Source organism: Phenylobacterium sp., assembly GCF_004799515.1.
Taxonomy (GTDB): Bacteria; Pseudomonadota; Alphaproteobacteria; order Caulobacterales; family Caulobacteraceae; genus Phenylobacterium.
The window spans coordinates 1-15,111 of sequence record NZ_SSMX01000026.1; the positions used below are offsets into that span (position 1 = coordinate 1).

15 protein-coding genes and 1 tRNA gene are annotated in these 15,111 nt (G+C 70.3%); 8 read left to right on the forward strand and 8 right to left on the reverse strand.

The features are described from left to right. Nucleotides 1–213 precede the first annotated feature (213 nt). Nucleotides 214–1,233: a hypothetical protein gene (locus E8A49_RS09555; RefSeq protein ID WP_293379697.1), complete on the forward strand. Its 1,020-nt coding sequence runs from the start codon at nucleotides 214–216 to the stop codon at nucleotides 1,231–1,233. Here the strand turns inward: E8A49_RS09555 and E8A49_RS09560 are convergent. Further along, nucleotides 1,230–1,481 (reverse strand): flagellar basal body rod C-terminal domain-containing protein, encoded by a 252-nt coding sequence (locus tag E8A49_RS09560; RefSeq protein WP_293379701.1) that lies wholly within the window; start codon nucleotides 1,479–1,481, stop codon nucleotides 1,230–1,232. The two genes, E8A49_RS09555 and E8A49_RS09560, sit on opposite strands and share 4 nt — an antisense overlap. Nucleotides 1,482–1,642: 161 nt before the next feature. On the opposite strand from E8A49_RS09560, the gene E8A49_RS09565 reads away from it, so the two are divergent. Beyond that, a complete protein-coding gene (locus tag E8A49_RS09565) occupies nucleotides 1,643–1,993 on the forward strand; it encodes a hypothetical protein (RefSeq protein ID WP_293379704.1) in 351 nt (116 codons plus the stop codon). Nucleotides 1,994–2,012: 19 nt separating this feature from the next. On the opposite strand, the gene E8A49_RS09570 is transcribed toward E8A49_RS09565, so the two are convergent. The 3 genes from E8A49_RS09570 to E8A49_RS09580 all read right to left on the reverse strand — a co-directional run bounded on the left by E8A49_RS09570 (nucleotide 2,013) and on the right by E8A49_RS09580 (nucleotide 3,892). Further along, nucleotides 2,013–3,263, reverse strand: a complete 1,251-nt coding sequence (locus E8A49_RS09570) for a serine hydrolase (RefSeq protein ID WP_293379707.1) — start codon at nucleotides 3,261–3,263, stop codon at nucleotides 2,013–2,015. Between the two features lie 83 nt (nucleotides 3,264–3,346). After that, nucleotides 3,347–3,724: a YbhB/YbcL family Raf kinase inhibitor-like protein gene (locus tag E8A49_RS09575; RefSeq protein ID WP_293379710.1), complete on the reverse strand. Its 378-nt coding sequence runs from the start codon at nucleotides 3,722–3,724 to the stop codon at nucleotides 3,347–3,349. Between the two features lie 6 nt (nucleotides 3,725–3,730). Then, nucleotides 3,731–3,892, reverse strand: coding sequence for a hypothetical protein (locus E8A49_RS09580; protein ID WP_293379713.1), 162 nt, complete (start codon nucleotides 3,890–3,892; stop codon nucleotides 3,731–3,733). 125 nt (nucleotides 3,893–4,017) lie between these two features. Here E8A49_RS09580 and E8A49_RS09585 point away from each other — a divergent pair, with 125 nt between their 5' ends. Then, nucleotides 4,018–4,896: an alpha/beta hydrolase gene (locus tag E8A49_RS09585; protein ID WP_293379716.1), complete on the forward strand. Its 879-nt coding sequence runs from the start codon at nucleotides 4,018–4,020 to the stop codon at nucleotides 4,894–4,896. 68 nt (nucleotides 4,897–4,964) lie between these two features. Continuing rightward, a complete protein-coding gene (locus E8A49_RS09590) occupies nucleotides 4,965–5,456 on the forward strand; it encodes a hypothetical protein (RefSeq protein ID WP_293379719.1) in 492 nt (163 codons plus the stop codon). On the opposite strand, the gene E8A49_RS09595 is transcribed toward E8A49_RS09590, so the two are convergent. Then, entirely contained in the window at nucleotides 5,453–6,187 is a 735-nt protein-coding gene (locus E8A49_RS09595; protein ID WP_293379722.1) for an SIMPL domain-containing protein, read from the reverse strand. The two genes, E8A49_RS09590 and E8A49_RS09595, sit on opposite strands and share 4 nt — an antisense overlap. Before the next feature lie 113 nt (nucleotides 6,188–6,300). On the opposite strand from E8A49_RS09595, the gene E8A49_RS09600 reads away from it, so the two are divergent. Then, nucleotides 6,301–6,376: transfer RNA gene (locus tag E8A49_RS09600), tRNA-Ile, on the forward strand. A 148-nt stretch (nucleotides 6,377–6,524) separates the two neighbouring features. Here E8A49_RS09600 and E8A49_RS09605 read toward each other — a convergent pair. Then, the gene (locus E8A49_RS09605) at nucleotides 6,525–6,677 is read right to left on the reverse strand and encodes a hypothetical protein (RefSeq protein ID WP_293379725.1); all 153 of its coding nucleotides are present in this window, start codon (nucleotides 6,675–6,677) and stop codon (nucleotides 6,525–6,527) included. A 31-nt stretch (nucleotides 6,678–6,708) separates the two neighbouring features. On the opposite strand from E8A49_RS09605, the gene E8A49_RS09610 reads away from it, so the two are divergent. Then, the gene (locus tag E8A49_RS09610) at nucleotides 6,709–7,092 is read left to right on the forward strand and encodes an SRPBCC family protein (protein ID WP_293379728.1); all 384 of its coding nucleotides are present in this window, start codon (nucleotides 6,709–6,711) and stop codon (nucleotides 7,090–7,092) included. Nucleotides 7,093–7,129: 37 nt separating this feature from the next. On the opposite strand, the gene E8A49_RS09615 is transcribed toward E8A49_RS09610, so the two are convergent. After that, entirely contained in the window at nucleotides 7,130–7,966 is an 837-nt protein-coding gene (locus tag E8A49_RS09615; RefSeq protein WP_293379731.1) for an alpha/beta hydrolase, read from the reverse strand. Nucleotides 7,967–8,126: 160 nt separating this feature from the next. On the opposite strand from E8A49_RS09615, the gene E8A49_RS09620 reads away from it, so the two are divergent. Continuing rightward, nucleotides 8,127–11,651: a TIR domain-containing protein gene (locus tag E8A49_RS09620; RefSeq protein WP_293379734.1), complete on the forward strand. Its 3,525-nt coding sequence runs from the start codon at nucleotides 8,127–8,129 to the stop codon at nucleotides 11,649–11,651. A 67-nt stretch (nucleotides 11,652–11,718) separates the two neighbouring features. Here the strand turns inward: E8A49_RS09620 and E8A49_RS09625 are convergent, their stop codons facing one another. Next, nucleotides 11,719–12,603: a hypothetical protein gene (locus E8A49_RS09625; RefSeq protein WP_293379737.1), complete on the reverse strand. Its 885-nt coding sequence runs from the start codon at nucleotides 12,601–12,603 to the stop codon at nucleotides 11,719–11,721. A gap of 432 nt (nucleotides 12,604–13,035) precedes the next feature. Between E8A49_RS09625 and E8A49_RS09630 the strand changes: the two genes are divergently transcribed. Beyond that, nucleotides 13,036–15,102, forward strand: coding sequence for a redoxin domain-containing protein (locus tag E8A49_RS09630; protein ID WP_293379740.1), 2,067 nt, complete (start codon nucleotides 13,036–13,038; stop codon nucleotides 15,100–15,102). Nucleotides 15,103–15,111 lie beyond the last annotated feature (9 nt).

Consider the following 15,111-nt stretch of genomic DNA (forward strand, 5'->3'; position numbering starts at 1 on the left):
GGACGCACCGAGCAGGAAGGCGGGCCGCTGACCAAGTTCATCGCCTACGCCACCATGCTCGTCTGGGTCATGGGCGCCGCAGCCGGACGATGGATCGCCTTCGCCTGAGGCGGCTGGGGCGCCGGTTGGCGGCGTGCTAGGATCGGTCATGGATGAAGGCGTGGCTGAGCAGGCGGTCCCGCGCGGTCGCGCGCATTGCCGTCGTCAAACGCGTTGAATCTGCGGGAGCAATTCGAGACCGCTGTGGCGGCGCATCGAGCCGGCCAACTCGCCGAGGCCGAGGACGTCTATCGCAGGCTGATCGCCCAGGCCCCGGATCTTGCGGCGGCGCACCACAACCTGGTGGCGCTCCTTCGCGAACAACAGCGGTTCGAGGATTTGCCGCAGGCCTATGACGGCTTGATCGGCGTCGAACCCCAGGACGAGACGCAGTATCTCCGCGCGGTCGCGCGGCTGCGCCTTGGCCTCTACGCCGAGGCTTGGCCGGGCTGGGAGTTGCGGCCCAGCAAGGCGCCCTCGGCGCCGCGTGGCGGCGTTGCGGAATGGCGGGGCGAGGCTCTGGACGGCAAACGAATCCTCATCTGGGAGGAGCAGGGTTTCGGCGACCAGATACAGATGGCGCGCTACATCCTCCTGCTGCAGGCGCGGGGCGCCACGGTTCAGTACGCCTGCCGCGACCCGTTGCGGCGCCTGATCGGCAGATTTTGCGAAACCGTTCCGCGATATGGCGAAGTCAGTGGCCGGTGGGACTATTGGATTTGTTCGCTATCGTTGCCGGGGCGTTTCCAGACGACGCTGGAGACGATTCCCCCGCCACTGGCGGTTCCATCCAGAGCCGGTGGCGTCGGCGTCGGCGTGGCGGTCCGCGGCAATCCGCAACTGCCCGACGACGCGACCCGCAGTCTGCCGGCCGAGGCCGGCCTGACGCTGCGAAGCCTGCCCGGCGCGGTGAGCCTGGAGCCTGAGGATAGCGGCGCCAAGGACTTCGAGACCACCCGCGAACTCATCAGCGGCCTTCGGCGGGTGGTCACGGTCGACACCGCCGTGGCCCACCTCGCCGGCAGCATGGGCAAGCCGACCTGGATCCTGCTGCCTGCGATTTGGCCCGACTGGCGCTGGATGCTGCGCCGGGAAGACACGCCCTGGTACCCGTCGGTCCGGCTACTGCGGCAGCCCGCGGCCGGTGACTGGGCGAGCGTCTTGCGCCACGTCGAGGCGGAGTGGACGGCCTAGTTGGAGGCGGTTTGGCCGGAGCGGGGCGTGCTCTGCAGATCGAGCAGGGACTGCCACATCTGGTCGGCGACCTTGATCACGCCGACGTCGGCCTTGAAGCTCTGACCGGCCTGGATCTGGGTCACGGCTTCCTGGGCGTAGTCGACGTCGCCGGCCGGGCCGCCGCCGGCCGCAACGCGGTTGGCGGACGCCGTCAGCGCCTGGGTCGCAGCCATCATGCCGTAGCGGGCGGTGGAGATCGGGTCCATGGCGCCAGCCTACGCCGCCCACAGTTAAGCCATCGCGAGCTTATGTGGTGAACCGGCGTTAGGCCTGTCGCGCCGTTTCGCGCCCATCGCCGACCGTTGACGTCCACGGCAGATCGGCGGCTGAATGGGCGCGGAACGGGGGACCACGACGGAGACCGCCTATGAAGCTTTCCATCCTCCTTGCCGCGGCGAGCCTCGCCGTCGCCGGGGCCGCCCTGGCCCAGCCGGGCGTCAAGAGTTCCGACGCCATGACCATCTGCCTGAACGGTGCGGGCCATAAGGTCTCGGCGAATTGCGTGACGCGGAACGCCAGCCGCCTCGACACCCGCGAGGACGTCTGCAGCTGCCCCGGCGCGTCGCGCGAGGTGAAGGCGCCGGTGTGTGCGTACGGCCAGAACCCGCCCGGCGAAAGCGCGGCCTATGAGCAGGCGCGGCTGAAGTCGATCGTCAACGGCCGGGTCGAGGGAACCTGGCAGGGCCAGCCGATGTGCGTGGCCCCGCTGAGCCGCTAAACGCCTGACGCCGCGCCGGCTATTTGCCGATCGCGCCGTAGACCAGCTTCTGGAACACCGGCAGCGCCGCGCGGCCGGCCATGCGCTGGCCGGTCGCCAGCTGCGCGGCGGCGTCGGGGCCGAGCGGCATGGAGTTTTGGATCAGGTAGAGCATCACCATGTCCTCCGCTGGGTCGGCCTGCCACCAGGTGCCGAAGGCCCCCGGCCAGCCGAACGCGCCCTTGGAGCCCGCGCCCATCCAGGCCTGCTGCTCCGGGTCGGTGATCACCGAGACGCCCAGACCGAAGCCCTGGCCCATCCAGAAGGGAATGCCCATGAAGGGGATCTGCCGCTGGGCCGGGGTCAGGCGGTTCTCGCACATCATCTCGATGGTCGAGGCCTTCACCAGGCGCACGCCGTCGACCTCGCCCTTGCCCAGCATCATGCGGGCGAACTTCAGGTAGTCGTCAACCGTGGAGATCAGGCCGCCGCCGCCGGGTTCGAGCACCGGCTGGCTGTCGACGTGCGGATATGAGACGTCCTGCAGCCGGTCGGTCGCGGGGTCGATCCGGTAGAGCTTGGCCATCCGCCCCCGCTTTTCCGGCGGACACCAGAAGTCGGTGTCGGCCATGCCGAGGGGCGTGAAGATGCGGTCCTTCAGCACCTGGCCCAGCGGCTTGCCCTCGATGCGCGCCACCAGGTAGCCCAGGACTTCGGTGGCGTGGCTGTAGTGGAAGCGCTCGCCCGGCGGATAGGAGAGCGGCAGGGTCCCCAGCCGCTTCAGCCATTCGTCCGGGGTCATGGTCCCGCCGAGCGGCGGACCCAGAGTGTCCTCATAGGCCTGGGCGATCGGGCCCACGGAGGTGAAGGCGTAGGCCAGGCCCGATCGGTGGGTCATCAGGTCCTCGACCGTGATGTCGCGCGGGGCCGGGTAGGTGTCGCCGACCGGGCCGGCGGCGTCCTTCAGCACCCGCATGTCCGAAAACTCGGGCAGCCACTTGGTGATCGGATCGTCCAGCGAGAGCTTGCCTTCCTCCCACAGCATCAGGGCCGCGATGGAGGTCACCGGCTTGGTCATCGAGGCGATGCGGAAGAGCGTGTCCCGCGTCATCGGCAGGCCGGCCTCCACGTCGCGGCGGCCGATGGTCGTCACCTGGGCCACCTCGCCCTTGCGCCAGATCAGGGTGACGAAGCCCGAGAGGTCGCCGCTGTCGACCACCGCCTGCAGGGCGGGCGGAATCTGGCTGAGGCCTGCCTCGACAAACCCGCCGCTCGCCTGATCGCCGTCCATGGCCGTACTCCCTGATGCCGACGCCTGTGATCGGCGTTCAGGGAGCCATTGCGCAGGGCCGGGGCGCGGGCGTCAAGCGCCGCCTACTGCTGGGTGGGCGCCTCGTAGGTGGCGACCAGGTCGCCGCTGGCCAGGGTGCGGGCCTTGAGCGCGTTCAGGAGTTCCTTGAGCGGCGTCTCCGGCCCCATGTCGATGGCGGCGTCGAGGGCGAAGACCTGGAAGTAGTAGTGGTGTAGGCCATGGCCGGAGGGCGGACGCGGGCCGAAGTAGCCGAAGCCGTGCTGGCCGTTGCGGCCCTGGATGGCGCCCTGCGGGGTGACCAGGGCGGCGGCGTTGGGCAGGCCCTCCGGCAGGCCGCGGGTGTCGCCGGGGATGTTCCAGATCATCCAGTGGACGAAGGGCTGTTCCTGCGGCGCGTCAGGGTCCTCGACGATCACCGTCCAGGCCCTGGCGTCAGGCACGGCGGTTCAGCGCAGGGGCGGGGAGAGGTTGTCGTGATAGGCCGAATAGCGGTCCTCCAGCCGTCCGTCGGTCTGCTGGGCGGTGGTGGTGACCACGACCCCGGTGTCGAGGATCGGGTCGACCTTCTGGATGGTGATGGCTTCGCCGGAATGGCTGGGATGGCCCATGGCGCGTCTCCTTGTGCGGCTCGTGCGTACAACCTGAGGGCCGGGAGATGGTTGCCGCGCCCAGCGAGGTTGCCTGGCGCGCGATCGTGACCTAGCCAGGAGCCGGGAGACGCCCTCGGGGGATCATGAGCGAACTCGCCAAGACCACACGCCGGCTGGGCTTGGCCGCGATCGCGGCCTCGCTGGCGGCCGCCTGCGCCCCGCTCAGCCTGTTCGCGACGCTGGCGCCCAAGGACCCGGCGATGCGCAGCGCCAGCGGCGTCGCCTATGGGCCCGAGGCCTATCAGAAGCTCGACGTCTATGCGCCGCGCCGGACGAAGGGCCAGGCCGCCGCGCCGGTGGCGGTGTTCTTCTACGGCGGCTCCTGGGACACCGGCCGGAGGCAGGACTACAACTGGGTGGGCCAGGCGCTGGCGGCGCGCGGCTTCGTGACCCTGGTGCCGGACTACGGCCTCTATCCGGCGGTGCGCTATCCGGGCTTCCTGCAGAATGGCGCCAAGGCCGTCCGCTGGGCGGTCGACCATGCCGCCGAATATGGCGGCGACCCCAGCCGCATCGTGCTCATCGGCCACTCGGCCGGCGCCTACAACGCCGCGATGATCGCGCTGGATACCCGCTACCTCGCCGAGGCCGGGGTCGACCCCATGCGGGTCAAGGCGCTGGCCGGCCTGTCGGGGCCCTACGACTTCCTGCCGCTCACCGACCCCATCGCTATCCGCACCTTCGGCGAGGCCAAGGACCTGGCCGCGACCCAGCCCATAAGCTTCGTCACCGCCGCCTCGCCGCCGGCCTTCCTGGCGACCGGCGACAAGGACACCATGGTCTTCCCCCGCAACACCGTGAAGCTGGCCAAGGCCCTGCGCGCCAAGGGCGTGACGGTGGAGGAGGAGCACTATCCGCAGATCGACCACGTCGGCATCGTGCTGGCGCTCTCGCGGATGTTCCGCGGCCGCGCGCCGGTGCTGCGGCAGATGACCGACTTCCTGCACGCCCACGCCGGCTGAGCCTCCGAGGCGTCCTACCGTCCCCGCGTTGAACCGGGCGGGCTTCCTCGGTATCGATGCGCATGGTCATGCGCCCGCTCGCCGCCGCTTCCGCTCTCGTCCTCCTGGCCTTAGGAGCCGCCGCCTGTTCGCCGGGCGCGCCCAAGGGAGTCGACAAGGACACCCTGGACGCGGCGGTCTCGCGCGCCATTGGCGACCCATCCTCCTGCCTGTTGATCGCCGAACAGGCCAGCGGCAAGCTGGTCTACCGCTACAACAGCCACACCGCCTGCGCCCGGCCGCTGCCGGCCTGCGCCGGGACGGGAACGGGCGCGGCGGCAGGTTCCGCCAACGGCCTGCAGACCATCGACCAACTGCTGAAGGCCACCCTGAAGGACGGCCAGCCGCGGGCGCTCTCCTGCAATTCCGCCGCCGACGCCTCGCGCGGGGTGGGCTGGGCGTCGGGGCCGATCCCCGGCAAGGGCCTGGTCTACGCCGCCATGATGGAGGGCGACCGCGCCTTCCCCGGCCGGATGATGGCCGACCGGCTGTCGCGGGCCTTCAAGGACGCCGGCCTCTAGCGCGAGAGCTCGTAGAGGCCGCTCACCTCGGCGCGCACGTTCAGCGAGCCCGTGGCCACCGGCACGCCCTGCACGCGGGTCTTGGCCATCAGCGGCACCATCGCCTCCGGCGGGGATTCGACCGCGCCGCCCTCGCTAAGGGTGACGAGCCGCAAGACGCGGTAGCCGGCGGCGCGGGCGTAGAGGTCGGCCTTGGCCTTCAGCGCGCGGACCGCCTGCTCGCGCGCGGCGTCCTCGGCGGCGGTGGGATCGGCGAGGCCGAAGAAGCTGATCCCGTTCACCTGGTTCGCCCCGGCGGAGACCGTGGCGTCCACCACCGGCCCCAGCTTCGCCAGATCGTGCACCAGCACCGTCACCTGCTGGGCGGCCTGGTAGCCGGTCATGTGCGGCGACTCGTTCTGCACATAGACGTACTGCGGATTGAGGTTGAGGCCGGAGGTCTGGATGTCCTTCGCTGCGATCCCGGCGGCCTTCAGCGCCGCCAGGATGCGGGACATCTGGGCGGCGTTGGCGGCCATGGCCTCGGCCGCGGTCTTGGCCTCGGTGGTGACGCCCAGGTGCAGGCTGGCCATGTCCGGCTCGACCACCGTCTCGCCATAGGCGCTGAGGGTCAGCGTGGTGGCGTGGAAGCGGTCGGCGGCGGCGGGGCTTTCCGCCTGGGCCAAAGCCGCCGGCGCCCCGGTCGCCGCCAGGGCCAGGGCCAGCGCCCCGGCGCGGAAAAGGGTGGTCATCGCTGTCTCCTTCAGCCCGCCCGCCGCACCGCAAAGCTCGCAAACCGCAGATGAACGCAAGCTTTAAGGCCCGGGCGGCGCATGCTAACCGCCCGGGGCGCGCATCGCTGCTGGGGCCTGTAGCTCAATGGTTAGAGCCGGCCGCTCATAACGGTCTGGTTGCAGGTTCGAGTCCTGCCGGGCCCACCAGCGAGGCTCTGCCACCAGATCCACGACGCAGATGTCGGCGGGCGCCCGACACGGCTTTGCCCGGATTTCCGCCGTGTTCCGCCCGGTCCCCAGCCGCCCCCTTGTGCGCCGAGGACTAGGCCGCGGCGCTGCATCCGAGCCGCCGTCTCTAGCGCTTCCGGGCGCCGGGCAGGCTGTCCACCCTGTCGATCCCGGCGTGCTCCAGGGCGGTGCGCTGGTCGTCGTAGCCGTCATCGGTCGCGAAGCGGTCGCGCGCTGCGATGCGCGCGATCCCCTGACGCTCGACGCTGCCGCATCCCATATCACCTGCTCCGCAGGGGAAGATCGGAACCATGAGCCGGACGGTGACGCTCGCCATCGAACTCGAAGCGGCGGAAGACGCCATCTTCGACCTCCTCCGGGATCCCCGGAACATCCCCCGGTGGGCGCCCAATTTCGCGGACGCGGTGGATCCGGAACCGGGGGCGTCCAAATACCTCGCCGTGAAGGCGGGGCAGGCCTTTGCGCTGCGGGTGGTCGTCGAGCCTAAGGTCCGCTCGGTGGACTATCTGCGCGAGATCGCGCCGGGCAGGGAAGGCGGCGCCTTCCTCCGCGTCTTGCCGCGGCCCGGCGGGGGAAGCGTTGTGGTCATGACGATCCCGACGCCGCCCGGCGGCGATCCGGAAAGCGCCCGCCGGGTTCTTCGCGACGAGCTGGACCGACTGGCCACGCTGTAGCGGGCGTTCCCAGCGGGACGGGGACCAACCGCGCCAGTCACCCTTTCGACGGCGGCGGCAGCATCTCCAGGCTGGTGAGAAAGGCTTGGATGATCGGATTGACCTGATCGGGATGGGTCAGGTTCGAGGCGTGGCCGGCCCCTTCGATCAGCTGAAAGGCCGCATCGCCCAACGCCGCGGCCAGCGCCTGCCCCATCGTCGGGTCGATCGACTTGTCCACCGAGCCGTGGATCACCAGCGCGGGCTGCTTGATGGCGCCGACGATCGAGGTCACGTCCAGCCGGTCGATCAGGGCGTTGAACGACGGGATCAGGTTCACGAGCAGGTCCTGGCTCCACTTGTCGATCCAGGCTTGCGCGCCGGGCCAGAGCGGCTGGCCGTCCCCGGGCCCGATGATCTGGTTGGCGATCGCCTCGCCGAGCCCCTGGCTGAAACCGTTGGCGATCCAGGCGGAGAGCAGCGCCTCGTTGCCCTTGATCTGCTCCTGCGACATGACGCCGGCCTCGGTGTCGATCAGGATCAGGCCGACCACCGCGTCGGGGTTCGAGAGCGCGGTGCGCAAGGTCAGGAAGCCGCCTTGCGACATCCCCACCAGGACCGCCGGCGGCAGCCCTATGGCGTCGATGAAGTCGCTGAGGTCGTTGGCCGCGTCATAGAAGCGGAATGGCGACAGGCGCCGGGCGGCGGTCAGGCCATGACCGCGTTGATCCCAGGTGATGCAGCGGTAGTTCGCCCTCAGCGCCGCCACCTGCGGGGCGAACATCTCATGGTCCATCATGAACCCGTGGGAGAAGACGATCACCGGGCCGCCGCCGCCGGTATCCTCGTAGTAGAACCGCCGCGATGTGGGGTCCGGAACGTCGACGTAGGGCATTGGGTCTCCTTAGGCGTGTTTCCCGCGAGGGTTCGCCGAACGCGGGAATTTAGATTGCGCGGCTGTTGAGCTTGCCCGCAAGGTGCAATTCGCCCCGCAGGGGAACCGGCGCATCGTCCGTGTGCGCCGATGTTGAAACGCGACTTGACCGGGTCCCGCCGTGCCGGACGTCTTCCTTTCCTATGGCCGTGAGGACAAGGCCGCCGTCCAGCGGTTCGCCGAGGCGTTGGAAGCCGAGGGGTTCAGCGTCTGGTGGGATTCCGCCTTGCGCTCGGGCGACGCCTTCGACCAGGTGATCGAGCAGGCCCTGGCCCAGGCCAAGGCCGTGCTGGTGTTCTGGTCGCCGCGGTCGGTGGAGTCCCGCTGGGTCCGCGCCGAAGCCACCCAGGCCGACCGCAGCGGCATCCTGGTGCCGGTGATGATCGAGGCCTGCAAGCGGCCGATCATCTTCGAGCTCACCCAGACCGCGGACCTCGCCCACTGGCGCGGCGACCGCCAGGACAAGGTCTGGCGCGCGCTGGTGGACGACGTGCGGCGGCTGGTGGGCCGCGCCCCTTCCGCCGGACCACCGCCCGACCGCGCCGCTGGACCGCGGGCCCCGCAGGCGGAGCGGCGTCAGGTGTCGGTGCTGAACTGCGCCCTCCTGGCCGCGCCGGCCGGGGCCGACGATGCCGATCTGGATCCCGAGGATTGGCGCGACATCGTCCTCGCCTTCCAGACGACCATGGCCGGAGTCATCGGCCGGTTCGAAGGCCGTCTGGAAGCGGCGCAAGGCGAGGCCGTGGCGGCGGTGTTCGGCGCGCAACAGACCCGCGAGGACGATGCGCAACAGGCGGTCCGCGCCGGACTGGCGCTGGTCGAGGCCCTCGAAGGCTTCCACCCGAAGGGCGCGCCGCCGCTCTTCCTCCGCATCGGGATCGACACCGGCCTTGTGGTCATCAGCGGCGAGGGCGCCGCCTTCGGCGCTCCGGTGAACGGCGCGGCGCAGCTTCAAGCCCAGGCCGCGCCCGGCGCGGTGGCGATCAGCCCGGTCACCGCGGCGCTGGCGGGCGGGGCCTTCGATCTCGAGCCCTTCGGCGCCCGCGCCTTCCGGGTGGTCGCGCCCCGCCCTGCGCGCACGCGCTTCGACGTCTCCAAGGCCCGGGGCCTGAGCCAGCTCGTCGGGCGCGAGGCGGAGCTGAGGCTGCTGCGGGACGCCGTCAGCCTGGCTGACGCCGGCGAGGGGCAGGTGGTCGGCCTGGTGGCGGAAGCGGGCGCCGGCAAGAGCCGGCTGTGCTTCGAATTCCTCGAGCGCTGCCGGGCCGAAGGAATCCCGGTCTTCGAGGGCCGCGCCGTCTCCCACGGGCGCAACTTGCCCCTGCTGCCGGTCCTGGAGGTGTTCCGCGCCTTCTTCGGCGTCCGGGCCGACGACGACGCCCAAACCGCCCGGACGAAGATCGAAGGCCGTCTCGTGAGCCTCGACGCGGCGCTCGCGCCCATGAGCCCGTTGGTGTTCGACTTCCTGGGCGTCGGCGACGCGGCCAGCCCGACGCCGCAGCTCGATCCGGATGCGCGCCAGCGGCAGCTTCTGGCGCTGATGCGCCACGTCATCGGCCGCGCCGGCAGCGACCAGGTGACCGTGACCCTGATCGAGGACCTGCACTGGATGGACACCTCCAGCCAGCAGTTCCTGGAACACATGGTCGACGCCCGCGGCGGGGCGCGCAGCGTCCTGCTGCTCACCTACCGCCCGGAGTACGACGCCAGCTGGATGAAGGCGCCGTGGTGCCGCCAGATCGCCCTGGCTCCGCTCGGCCGGACGGCGCTGGAGCACCTTCTGGAGGACCTGCTGGGACCCGACCCAGGCTTGACCCGCCTCAGGACGCTGATCGGACAACGCGCCAACGGCAACCCGTTCTTCGTCGAGGAGATCGTGCAGAGCCTGTGGGAGACCGGGCAGCTCAGCGGCGAACGCGGAGACTATCGCCTGGTCTCCGGGGTCGGAAAACTCGACGTGCCGGTCACCGTCGCGGCCGTGGTCGCCGCGCGCATCGACCGCCTGGCCGACCGCGAACGCCAGCTGCTGCAGGTCGCCTCGGTGATCGGCGTGGAGTTTTCGGAACCGCTGCTGGCCGCCGTGGCGGATCTCGCCCCCAACGACCTGACGGCGGCGCTGTCGAGCCTGCGCCGCGCCGAATTCATCGTCGAGCGCTCGCTGTTCCCGGTTGCGGAGTACGCCTTCCGCCACCCGCTGGCGCAGGAGATCGCGCTGGGGGCCTTGCTCAAGGATCGCCGGCGGCAGATCCACGGCGCCGTGGCGCGCGCCCTGGAGCAACGGCCGGGGCGGCCGGAGGAACAGGCGGCGCTGCTGGCGCACCACTGGGAAGACGCCGGCGAGCCCTTGCAAGCCGCGCGCAGCCACCGGCTCGCCGCCGAGTGGGTGGGCCTCACCGACCTGAACGCCGCCGCCTGGCACTGGGGACGCGTCCGGGCGCTGGTGGCGGATCTGCCGGAGAACGTCGAGGCGGCCGGGCTCGGCGCGACGGCCTGCACACACCTCTTGAACCTGAGCTGGCGCTATGAAGTCAGCGCCGCGGAGATCAAGACGATCCTCGATGAAGGCCGCGCCTTCGCCCGCGCCGCCGGCGACCCCGCGGGAGAGGTCAGGGTCGCCATCGTCTACAACCGCGCCTGCTGCTCCGCCGGCGATCTTTCGACCTACGCCGAGCTCGCGCTCGAGAACCTGGAGGCGGCGCGGCGCATCGACGACCTGGCGCTGCAGGCCAACGCCACCGGCTTCCTGGCGGACGCCTTCCTCTACACGGGCCGCCTGCCGGAGGCCCTGGCGGTGGCGGAGGCGGGCCTCGCCGAGTTCAGCAACGATGCGCCCCGTTCGGAATGGCTGCAGGGGTTCAACCCCTGGTCCGTCATGCATTTCTGGCGTTCGACCTGCCTGGCCCTGACCGGCCGGCTTGCGGAGGGACTGGCGTCCTACGAGGAGGGCCGCGCCATCGTCGAGGCCGACGGCTCGCCGGAAGCCGCCGCCTACCTCTGGTCCTGGGCGGCGCTGGCCTATCTCACGGCGGGGGATATTCCCAAGGTCGTCGCCTGCGCCGAGGAGGTCGACAAGGTCTGCACCGCGCTGGGCGACCCGCTCACCATCGTCGCCCACCGCCGCCTCTGCGAAACCTATGTCGCTCTGGGGACCGGCCGGCCGCAGGACGCGGTCGAGACCGCCCGCGCGGCGCTCGACATCCACAAAGTAGCCGAGCGCCAGCACGCGGGCATGTCGGCCATGCTGCTGGCCCAGGCCCTGCTCCTGTCCGGCGACGCCACCGCCGCGGCGGATATGGCGCAGCAGTCCGTGGAGATGTGCCGCACGATGCTGCGCGCCAATCTCGAGGCTCAGGCCCTGGGCGTGCTTGCCTGCGCCCTGCTGGCCCGCGACGGTCCCGCAGCCAAGGCGCCTGTGGAAGCCGCGCTCGACCGGGCCGAGGCGCTGATCAAACGGACGGGCGCGAAGACCCTCGGCCCGTCGCTTCTGGAGTGGCGGGCCCTGTTCGCCGCCACCCTGGGCGACCCTTCGGCCGCCTCAGCGCTGATCGACGAGGCCGCGGCCGGCTACGACGTGATCGGCGCCCCCATGCAAGCCGGCCACCTCAGGACATCGCTGGCCCGGTCTGGCGCTTCGATGGAGGCGACGTGAACTTCCGGTCCCGGCGCAAAGCCGACGTGCTTTCTGCTGCGATCCGCCGCCAGGCCCCTGACATGATCTACTGTTGGGATGTCCCGCCGCCGGCCCCCGCGGTCGCCTTGCGGGCTTCGGCCTCGGCCGCCCGCGCCCCGGCCAGGATGTCGGGCAGGGCGTAGTTGCCCTCGTGACAGGCGTACTCGTAGACGGGACCCTTGGCGGGGGAGAACTCGTACTCGCCGCCCCAGGGGCTCGCCCAGACGCTCGGGTCTTCGACCTTGAATTCGTAGCGCAGGCGCGTGGGCCCGACGCGGGTGAAGCGCTCGGTGACGACCATGTTGGCCGAGCCGCCGAACAGCGCCTCGTTGGGATTGTAGTTGGTGGTCTCGACCACCAGGGTGTCGCCCTCGTAGTGGCCGATGCTATCGCCGTACCAGGACCGCGTCGGGCCGTGCCGGGCGTTCAGCCGGACGATCCGCACGTCGTGGATCATCTCGACCAGGATCGCCACCGCATCGCGGCCCTGAACGATCTGGTAGTTGGAGTTGTAGAACGACGGCAGCATCACCGGCCCGGCGTGGTTGGCGAAGGAGGTGATGCAGCGTTCGGCCAGCGTCTGGTTCTCCGGGTTCTCGCCGGCGCGGCCGTAGACGCCGCGCACCGGCGCGGGGCCCGCGTTGGCCGGCCGCGGCAGGCGCGGCGGCATGCGGCCATTGGCCGGGAAGGTGATCAGCGAGGTGCGGGGCTCGCCGTTCACCCGCATCACGGCATCGCCGTGGTCGGTCCAGAAGGCGTTGTAGCCGCAGTCGACGTTGTCGCCCCCTTGGCTGAGGTTGGCCGCGTAGCAGGGCAGCTTGTTGGCGTCGAGCGAGGTGGGTGTCGGCGCGCGGTCCTTGGCCATGATGTCCGCCCGGCGGCCCTCGATCGCCTTGACCTCGTCCGGCGTCATCGCCCTGCGTTCGCCCATCGCCGGCGGCCGCTCCAACGGCGTCAGGGAGGCGTTGGTCCAAGTCCCCTGCAGTCCGGATGTCCATCGAGGGCGCGCGGCGCGCGATAGGGCGCCGGCGCCGTCTGCGCGGGTGCTGTCTGGCCAGCCGCTGTTTGGGCGGTCGCTGTCTGGGCGAGCAGCGCCAGGGTCACCCCAACGATGAGGGCGATCGGTTTGCGGATCATCGGATTTCCTCCCTGTTGGCCGATCCGCTCCGACGTCCGGAAAGGCCCTTTGGGAGTCAGCATTCGCCGCCGTCATGACAGATGCAAGTCAAGTCTCCACGGCGCGGAATCCAGGATGACGTTGTGGCACGACTGGACGGCGCTAGAATTCGGCATAGGATTTCTTGGAGAGTCCGACGCTTTGGAAAAGCCGCCACCCAGTGCGGTCGCCATAGGGAGAGCGGGGATGACGATATCCCGGAGTACGGCCGCGAAGGTGGCTGGCCTGATGTTCGCCGGTTCAGTCCTCGCTCTCCTAGGCGGTTCGCCTGGCCTGAGTGCGCCCCCGACTCCGTCCGGACCGCAGCATGTCGGCGACTTCCAGCTCGCCGACCAGCACTACATCGGCCGCCGCCTCTACAAGATGGACGACGACAAGGCCGTGGTCCTGGTCAGCTACGCCGCCGGCGACGCCCAGTTCCGGGCCGACGTCCCGGCTCTGCAGGCGCTGAAGGCGGCTTACGCCAGCCAGGGCGTTGAGGTCCTGGTGATCGATCCCCAACTGGGCGACACCCGCCAGAAGCTGGCCGCCGACGCGGCCGCTGCGGGCCTCAATATCCCGGTGCTGTTCGACTATGAGCAACTGGTCGGCGAGAGCCTGTCCCTGACTCGCTCGGCCGAAGTGCTGGTGCTCAACCCGAAGGACTGGTCGGTGGCCTTCCGCGGCCCGATCGCATCGTCGTCCGTGCGGCGCGCGCTCGACGCCCTCGTCGCGGGCCATCCGCTCAGCCTCCCCGCCGAACCGGTGCGGGGCGAGGCCATCGCCTATCCGCTGAAGACCGAGAGCCGGGGCGCCAAGATCTCCTACGCCGCCGATGTCGCCCCGGTCGTCCAGCAGAAGTGCGTGGTCTGCCACCAGCCCGGCGGGCTGGGGCCGATGCAGCTCACCAGCTACGAGCAGATCAAGGGCTTCGCGCCGATGATCCGAGAGGTGCTGCAGACCCACCGCATGCCGCCCTTCCAACCGGACGTCACCGTCGGCCACTGGGCGCCCAACGAGGGGTTGTCATCCGAGCAGCTGAAGACCTTGGTCCACTGGATCGAGGACGGGGCCGCGCGGGGGAGCGGCGAGGACCCGCTGGCCAAGCAGAGCTTCCACGCCCCGCCGTGGAAGCTGGGCCAGCCGGATCTGGTGCTGGCCCTGCCGAAGGTGGACGTGCCGGCCACCGGCGTTCTGCCCTACCAGAATCCCGTTGTGGCCAGCGGCCTCGCCGAAGGCCGCTGGCTGCGCGCCAGCGAGTTCCTGGTGACCGATAAAAAGGTGCTGCACCACGTCACCACGACGCTCTCATCGCCCGGCGAGAACGGGGTGATGGTGCGCCAGGAGGCGGCGGCCGGCGGCATCGGCGGCCAGGGCCCGGGCCGGGTGATCAACCTGGTGCCCAAGGATATGGGCGTCTGGGTGCCGGCGAACGCCGACATCCACATGCAGACCCACTACACGCCCTATGGAAAGCCCACGACCGAGGCCACGCAGGTCGGACTCTACTTCTATCCCAAGGGCCAGGAGCCGAAGTACCCGATGCGCACCTACGGGGTGTACGGCACGGGCATCACCATCCCGGCCGGCGAGGAATACCACCCGGAGGTGGCCTATACGGACGTCCCGAAGGACATGCTGATGTACGGCCTGACGGCCCACGCCCACGTGCGCGGGGGATCGACCCAGGTCTCGATCCTCTATCCCGACGGGCATGAGGAGATGGTGCTGGCTGTGCCGCGCTACGACTTCAACTGGCAGTGCGAGTTTTATCTGAAGGACCCGATCAAGGTCCCGGCCGGTTCGCGCATCATCAACCGCTGGACCTACGACAACTCCACCCGCAACCACGGCAACCCGGACCCGAAGAAGGAGATCGTCTTCGGCGAGCAGACCACGGACGAGATGCTGACCTTCTTCATCCACTACCGCTGGGTCGGCGAGACGGTGGCGCAGCCGCACGACGACTTCGACCGGCTGATGGCCAAGGGCCAGCTGATGGGCGCGCTGGACTCGAACATGGACGGCAAGCTGGAGCCGTCGGAGCTGCGCGGCGCGCAAGGTGTGAAGCTGAAGGCCAACTTCGCGGCTCTGGACAAGAACCACGACGGCTACATCGACAAGGACGAGCTGGCCGCCGCCAGCGTCCGCGGCCCCAATCTGGTGCGCACGGCCTCCGAGTCTGCCGCCGCCCCGCCGGCGCCGGCGCCGGCGCCAGCGCCAACGGCGCGGCCGGTGGCCTCGGCGGACCGACCCGTTGCGGCGTCCAACTGAGAGGACGCC